This window comes from Protofrankia sp. CiP1_Cm_nod2 (genome assembly GCF_920664355.1).
Lineage (GTDB): Bacteria > Actinomycetota > Actinomycetes > Frankiales > Frankiaceae > Protofrankia.
This window is the reverse complement of the sequence record NZ_CAKKTL010000020.1, coordinates 31338-38105: the sequence shown is the minus strand read 5'-3', so window position 1 is coordinate 38105 and position 6768 is coordinate 31338. Positions and strand designations below refer to the sequence as shown.

Below are 6768 nucleotides of genomic sequence, written 5' to 3'. Positions count from 1 at the left end.
GGGCGGCGGGCCGCGGCGGGCTCGGGCGGCGGGAGTTCCTCGGCCTGGCCGGCCTGGGCCTCTCCAGCGCGCTGGCCGGCGGTGGTGCCCTGCTGGCGGCATCATGCGGCAAGGAACGCCCCGTGGCGCCGCCGCTGCCCCCGGAGCCGAGCCCGCTGCCGGAACGCGGCGTCGCCGAATACTGGAACGGCCGGACGCAGGCCGGCCACTTCGACTTCGCGAACTGGCCGCTGTACATCGACACCTCCCCGGGCCGGCCCGACAGCCATCCGACGCTCGACGTCTTCACCAGCGCGACCGGTATCACGGTCTCCTACCGCGAGGTCATCGAGAACGACGAGTCGTTCTACGCGGGGATCCGGCCGCTGCTGGAGGCGAGCCGCCCGACCGGCTACGACCTGATGGTCATCCCCAACGGGCAGGTGCTCGCGGACCTCATCCGGCGCAACCACCTGGCGCCGCTGGACGCGGGCCGGCTGCCGGCCTTTCTCGCCAACGCCGACGAGAGCGTGGCGAATCCCTCCTACGACCCGAACAACCGGTTCACGGTCGCCTGGCAGTCGGGGATCACGGGGATCGCCTACGATCCCAACCGCACCGGCCGGGAGATCAGCAGCTTCCGTGACCTGTTCGACCCGGCCTTCGCCGGCCGGGTCGGGATGTTCGGGGACGTCCGGGACCTGCCGAACTTCACCCTGGTGGGCATGGGGATCACGCCGGAGGCCTCGACGCCGGCGGACTGGCGGAAGGCCGCGGAGCTCCTGCGCGGGCAGCGGGACGCCCGTATCGTCCGCGACTACTACCAGCAGGATTACATCGAGCCGCTCAGGAAAGGGGACATCTGGCTGTCCATGGCCTGGTCCGGGGACATCTTCCAGGCCAATTCCGAGGGTGCCGGCCTGCGTTTCGTGATTCCCACCGAGGGCGGCATCCTGTGGACCGACAGCATGTGCATCCCGGTCACCGCGCCACATCCGGTGGACGCCATCACCTTCATGAACTTCGTCTACCAGACCGACATCGCCGCGAAACTCGCCGAGGGCATCAACTACATCACCCCCGTCCCGTTCTCACGGGATAAGATCATCCGGGACGCGGGCACCGCCAGCGGCCCCACGCAGGCACAGCTGGTCGCCACCGCCGACAGCCCGCTGGTTTTCCCGGTCCGTTCGGATCTTTCCCGGCTGCGGCGCTACCGCGTCCTGAGCCGGCTCGAGGCCGTCGAGTGGAACAGCCTGTTCCAGTCCGTCTACCAGCCCTGACGACCCACCGAATGTGACGACCCACCGAATGCGACGACCCACCGAATGCGACGACTCACCGACTGTGATGATCCGCTGGCTGTGACGGCCTGCCGGGCAGGGCCGGCGCAGGCCCGGATCCGGATCTGGTGCCGGGCCCGGATCAGGTGCCGGCGTCGGAGCCGGCGTCGGCGTCGAGGGCGGCTCGCAGCGCGTCCGACAGCGTGTCCACCTCGGCGAGGCCGACGACCAGCGGCGGGCAGAAGGCAAGGGTCGACGCGCCGATCGGACGGACGATGACACCATGGGTGAGCATGTGGTCGCGTATCGCGGTGGCATCCACCCCGGCTGGCAGGTCGACCGCCCACATGGCGCCGCGGCCGCGCACGTCGGTGAGGCCGTGCGTCCGCGCCACCGAGCGCAGGCCGGCCGCGAGGCGGTCACCTATCGCGGGCGCCCGGCCGATCAGGCCCTCGGACTCCAGCAGGCCGATGTTGGCGAGCGCGGCCGCGCACGCCGCCGGGTGCCCCGCGTAGGTGCCGCCGTGCCGCAGCACCACATCCGGGCGGGTCAGCGGTTCGTGCACGGCGGGCCCGAGGAGCACGCCGCCGAGTGGCTGGTAGCCGCTGGTGACGGCCTTGGCGAAGGTGACGATGTCGGGCCGGACGCCGAAGTGGTCCGCGCCGAACCAGTTCCCCAGCCGCCCGAAGCCGGTGATCACTTCGTCGAGGATGAGGAACACGCCATGGCGGTCGCACAGCTCGCGCAGCCCGGTGAGGTAGCCCGGCCGCGGCGGGTGGACGCCACCGGCGCCGATCACCGGCTCCGCGATCACCGCGGCGGCCCGGCCGTGGCTGTCGGCCAGCACCGCGCCCACCGCGTCCAGGTCGTCCTTGTCGACCTGGACGACATCGCCGACCCCTGGGCCGAATCCCTCCCGGTTGGCCGGCAGCCCGGTCAGGGTCATCCCGCCGTAGGTGACGCCGTGATAGCTCGGGGAGCGGCTGATGATGATCGTCCGCTCCGGCCGGCCCGCGAGGGCGTGCGCGAGACGGGCGATCTTCACCGCGCTGTCCACCGCCTCGGACCCGCCGTTGGTGAGGAAGACCCGCGCCTGTGGCATGGGCGCGAGCGCGGCGAGCCGCTCGGCGAGCGCCTCGGCCGGGGCGTTGGTGAACCGCTCGAAGAGATGGAACGCGTCCAGCTCCCGCAGCTGCGCCGCGACCGCCTGGATGATCTCTTCGCGGCCGTGGCCGACCGCGCAGTGCCACAGGCCCGCCATCCCGTCGAGGTAGCGGCGGCCGGAGTCGTCCGTGACGTATGCGCCCCGGCCGGAGACGATCCGCAGGAACGACCCCGCGGGCGCCGCCGGACGCGCGAACGGGTGCAGCAGCGGCCCCGGCTCCGCCGGTTCCCCCGTCCTGGGAGGCGACTGGGCAGGGTGCGGCCGGGCGCGGGAGCCCGGCTGGGCGGGGTGTGACGCGGGCGCGGGGCGTGGCATGCAGGCAAGTAGCGCACGTCCCGGGCAGCGTCGCAACAGCCCCGTCGTTCCAGGCCCGTCGTTCCGCCGGGCGCGTGGCGGGGCTCGCTCGGAGGGCGGCGGGACAACGCCGTCCCCGCCAGGCCCGTCCCCGCCAGGCCCGCCCGCATCGGGGGGCGAACCGGGAACAATCATGATTTGTTCTACCGGATACGCCCGGAAATAATCGGTAGTCCGTAAGCAACAGAAATCCTGTAAGCGGTGGAAATCCTCCCGGAGTTCTTCATCCGTTATGGAGCTGGCATTTCCGGGACGGCTGTCGGTGCGGGTTCCCGCACTTCGCGCCAGGCCGGTGGCAGGACGGTCCTGTCTTTCGCGCGTCAGCTGTGGACCGGGCCGGCCGGTGCCGGGCGGGCTACGCTTTCCCTACCGGGCGCCGGTGGTCCGAGCGGCCCGGTCGGGTCCTCGCGATTTCCGGATTCCCAGGTCACTGGGCGGAGGCGAGGTCACTGGGAGGGGGCGCAGCACATGGCCGGAACAGCATCCGAACCGAAGGATGGCATCCTGCCGGCCCGCCGTGACGAGCGGGTGGCCGCCCTTACCGAGCGTGAGGAGCTGCGGCTACAGGAGCGCACCCCGGGCTCACGGGCGATGCACGACCGGGCGGTGCGCTCGATGACGAGTGGGGTCCCGTCGTCCTACCAGGCCCGTGATCCCTGGCCGATCTACCTCACGCACGGGCGCGGTTCCCGGGTGTGGGACGTCGACGGCAGCGAGTACTGCGACTTCCACAACGGCTTCGGCTCGATGGTGCAGGGGCACGCGCACCCGGCGATCGTCCGGGCGGTGCGGGAGCGGATCGGGCTGGGCAGCCATTTCGCCATGCCGACCGAGGACTCCCTGATCGTCAGCGAGGAGCTGGCACGCCGTTTCGGCCTGCCGCAGTGGCGCTACGTCAACTCGGGCTCGGAAGCGACCATGGACGCGATCCGGATCGCCCGGGCCGTCACCGGGCGTGAGACGATCATCAAGATCTTCGGCTCCTATCACGGCCACCACGACTACGTGATGGTCTCCATCGGCACCCCGTACGACGAGATCGGCCCGCCCGACAACATGGCGTCCCTCGCCTATGGCGAGGGGATACCGCGGGCCGTCGTCGACCTGACCGTGCCGGTGCCGTTCAACGACGCCCCGGCCATGGAGCGGCGGATCGAGGCGCTCGTCGCCGACGGGCGGCCACCGGCATGTGTGATCATGGAAGCCGCGATGATGAACCTCGGGGTGATCCTGCCCGAGCCCGGCTACCTGGAGGCCGTCCGGGAGATCACCCGGCGTCACGGCATCGTACTGATCTTCGACGAGGTCAAGACCGGGCTGTGTGTGGCGCCCGGGGGAGCGACCGAGCGGTTCGGCGTCCGGCCCGACATGGTCACCCTGGCCAAGGCGCTCGGCGGCGGTCTGCCCTCCGGCGCCCTCGGCGCGACCGCCGAGATCATGGAGGTGGTCGCGTCGGACCGGGTCAAGCAGGTCGGGACGTTCAACGGCAACCCGCTGACCATGGCCGCGGCCCGGGCGAGCCTGCTGGAGGTCCTCACCCCGCAGGCGTACGCCCACCTGGACCGGCTGTGTGAGCTGCTGATCGCCGGCTGCGACGAGATCCTGCGCCGGCACGGGCTGCTCGGCTACACGGTCGGGATCAGCTCGAAGGGCTGCGTCCACTTCACCGACGCGCCGATCCGCGACTACACCTCGTTCATGGCGCACCAGAACGCGGCGCTGCCGGAGCTCGCGTGGCTGTACAACGCCAACCGGGGCGTGCTGATGGCGCCGGGCCGGGAGGAGGAGTGGACGCTGTCGGTGCAGCACACCGAGGCCGACGTCGACCGCTACCTGGACTCCCTGGACGCGCTGGCCCGCGATATCACCTCGTGACGGAATGTCACCTCATAGCGGAATGTCACGGCCTGGCGGGATGGCATCTGCTGACGGACTGTCACCACGTGGCAGGCGGGCGCCACCCGCTGACGAGCACCGCCGGGCCATCGAGGGGACCTCGGGCGCGCGGGTGGCCCGGCCGGCCGCCCGGGAGCGCCCGGGAGTGCCAGGGGGCACGGCGGGGGATACCGGGGGAGGCTGAGGATATCCGAAGGACTTCCTGAGAGGCGGCTCAAGGATGACCGGGGATATGACGCTCAAGGGATATTTCGGTATGATTTCTGCGTCAAATCCTTCTGACGGGGACGTAATCCGTGGTCTAGTCTGCCTGTCAGTGGCCTTCTCGCGCCCGGGGATTCCGCGACCGGCCGAAGAACGCGCGGCCACAGCTCTTCTCGCGCGCTCGGAGCCCGGCCGGGAACCCGGTGCCGACGCCAGCCGGCAATCCGGTCGACGCCGGCCCGGCCCCAGGTCCGTTCGATCCATATCGGCTACCGGAGTGTGCGTATGGACAGGATTCTGACGAACTTCATCGGCGGTACCAGCGTCCCGGCGGCGGGCGGCCGCACGATGCCGCTGGTGAACCCGTCCACCGCGGAGGTCTTCGCCGAGGCGTCCCTGTCCGGCCCGTCCGACGTGGACGCCGCGGTCCAGGCGGCCGGGCGCGCCTTCGAGTCCTGGCGCGACACCACGCCGAGCGAGCGGGCCAGGGCCCTGCTCAGGCTGGCCGACGCGGTTGAGAAGCGCGCCGCGGACCTCGTCCGGGGGGAGAGCGAGAACACCGGCAAGCCGATCGAGCTGACCATGAACGAGGAGATCCCGCCAATGGCGGATCAGATCCGTTTCTTCGCCGGTGCCGCCCGGCTGCTCGAGGGCCGCTCGGCCGGGGAGTACCTGGCCGGTCACACCAGTTTCGTCCGCCGGGAGCCGGTGGGGGTCTGCGCGCAGGTCACGCCGTGGAACTACCCGATGATGATGGCGGTGTGGAAGTTCGCCCCGGCGATCGCCGCGGGGAACACCGTGGTCGTCAAGCCGTCGGAGACGACGCCGGTGAGCACGCTGCTGCTCGCCGAGATCGCCGCCGAGTTCCTGCCGCCCGGCGTCCTGAACGTGGTGTGCGGGGACCGGGACACCGGCCGGGCGCTGGTGGCCCACCCGCTGCCCGCGATGGCGTCGGTGACCGGCAGTGTCCGGGCCGGCATGGAGGTCGCCCGGTCGGCTGCGGACTCCCTCAAGCGGGTCCATCTGGAGCTCGGGGGCAAGGCGCCGGTCATCGTCTTCGACGACGTCGACGCCGAGGAGGTGGCGGCGGGGATCGCGGGCGCGGCCTACTTCAACGCCGGCCAGGACTGCACCGCCGCCACCCGGGTGCTGGCGGCCCCGGGCGTCCATGACGATCTTGTTGTCGCCCTCACCGAGCAGGCGCGGGCGACCCGGACGGGGCCACCGCAGGAGCCGGCGGCGGCCTACGGCCCGCTGAACAACCTCGGCCAGCTCGGCCGGGTCCACGGCCTGGTGGAGCGCAGGCCGTCGCACGCCGAGGTGCTCACCGGTGGGGAGCCGCTGGATCGGCCCGGGTTCTTCTACCCGGCGACGGTGGTCGCGGGCCTGCGCCAGGACGACGAGATGATCCAGAACGAGATCTTCGGCCCGGTCGTGACCGTCCAGCGCTTCAGCTCCGAGGACGAGGCGGTGGCCTGGGCGAACGGGGTCGAGTACGGGCTCGCCTCCAGCGTGTGGACGCGTGACCACGGGCGGGCCATGCGGGTCGCCCGCCGGCTCGACTTCGGCTGTGTATGGATCAACACCCATATTTCGCTGGTGGCCGAGATGCCGCACGGCGGCTTCAAGAAGAGCGGTTACGGGAAGGACCTGTCGATCTACGGTCTGGAGGACTACACCCGGGTCAAGCACGTGATGAGCAACATCGAGTTCTGACCGGTTCGGGCTGTCGGAGGCCGGCCGGGGGCCGTGACGGTGCCACGGGCGGGCATCCCGCACCGCACCGCACCGCACCGCACCCGGCCGACCTGTGATGAATGGTCGGAGGACGGCCATGGATGAGATCCGTACTCGTAGGGCGCATGACCTGATCGGCCTGCCGGGCGA

At 71.1% G+C, this 6768-nt stretch carries 4 protein-coding genes; 3 read left to right on the top strand and 1 reads right to left on the bottom strand.

Annotated elements, in window-relative coordinates:
• Positions 1-1262 (top strand): polyamine ABC transporter substrate-binding protein (locus NBW84_RS04000; RefSeq protein ID WP_250281811.1); only part of this gene is annotated, 1262 nt, incomplete at its 5' end.
• A gap of 142 nt (positions 1263-1404) precedes the next feature.
• On the opposite strand, the gene NBW84_RS03995 is transcribed toward NBW84_RS04000, so the two are convergent.
• Positions 1405-2742 carry an aminotransferase class III-fold pyridoxal phosphate-dependent enzyme gene (locus NBW84_RS03995; protein ID WP_250281809.1) on the bottom strand — a complete coding sequence of 446 codons (1338 nt, stop codon included), beginning with the start codon at positions 2740-2742 and terminating at the stop codon, positions 1405-1407.
• Between the two features lie 507 nt (positions 2743-3249).
• Here NBW84_RS03995 and NBW84_RS03990 point away from each other — a divergent pair.
• Positions 3250-4656 carry an aspartate aminotransferase family protein gene (locus tag NBW84_RS03990; protein ID WP_250281807.1) on the top strand — a complete coding sequence of 469 codons (1407 nt, stop codon included), beginning with the start codon at positions 3250-3252 and terminating at the stop codon, positions 4654-4656.
• A gap of 510 nt (positions 4657-5166) precedes the next feature.
• Complete coding sequence (locus tag NBW84_RS03985; RefSeq protein ID WP_250281806.1) at positions 5167-6597, top strand: gamma-aminobutyraldehyde dehydrogenase; 1431 nt, start codon at positions 5167-5169, stop codon at positions 6595-6597.
• Positions 6598-6768: the final 171 nt, after the last annotated feature.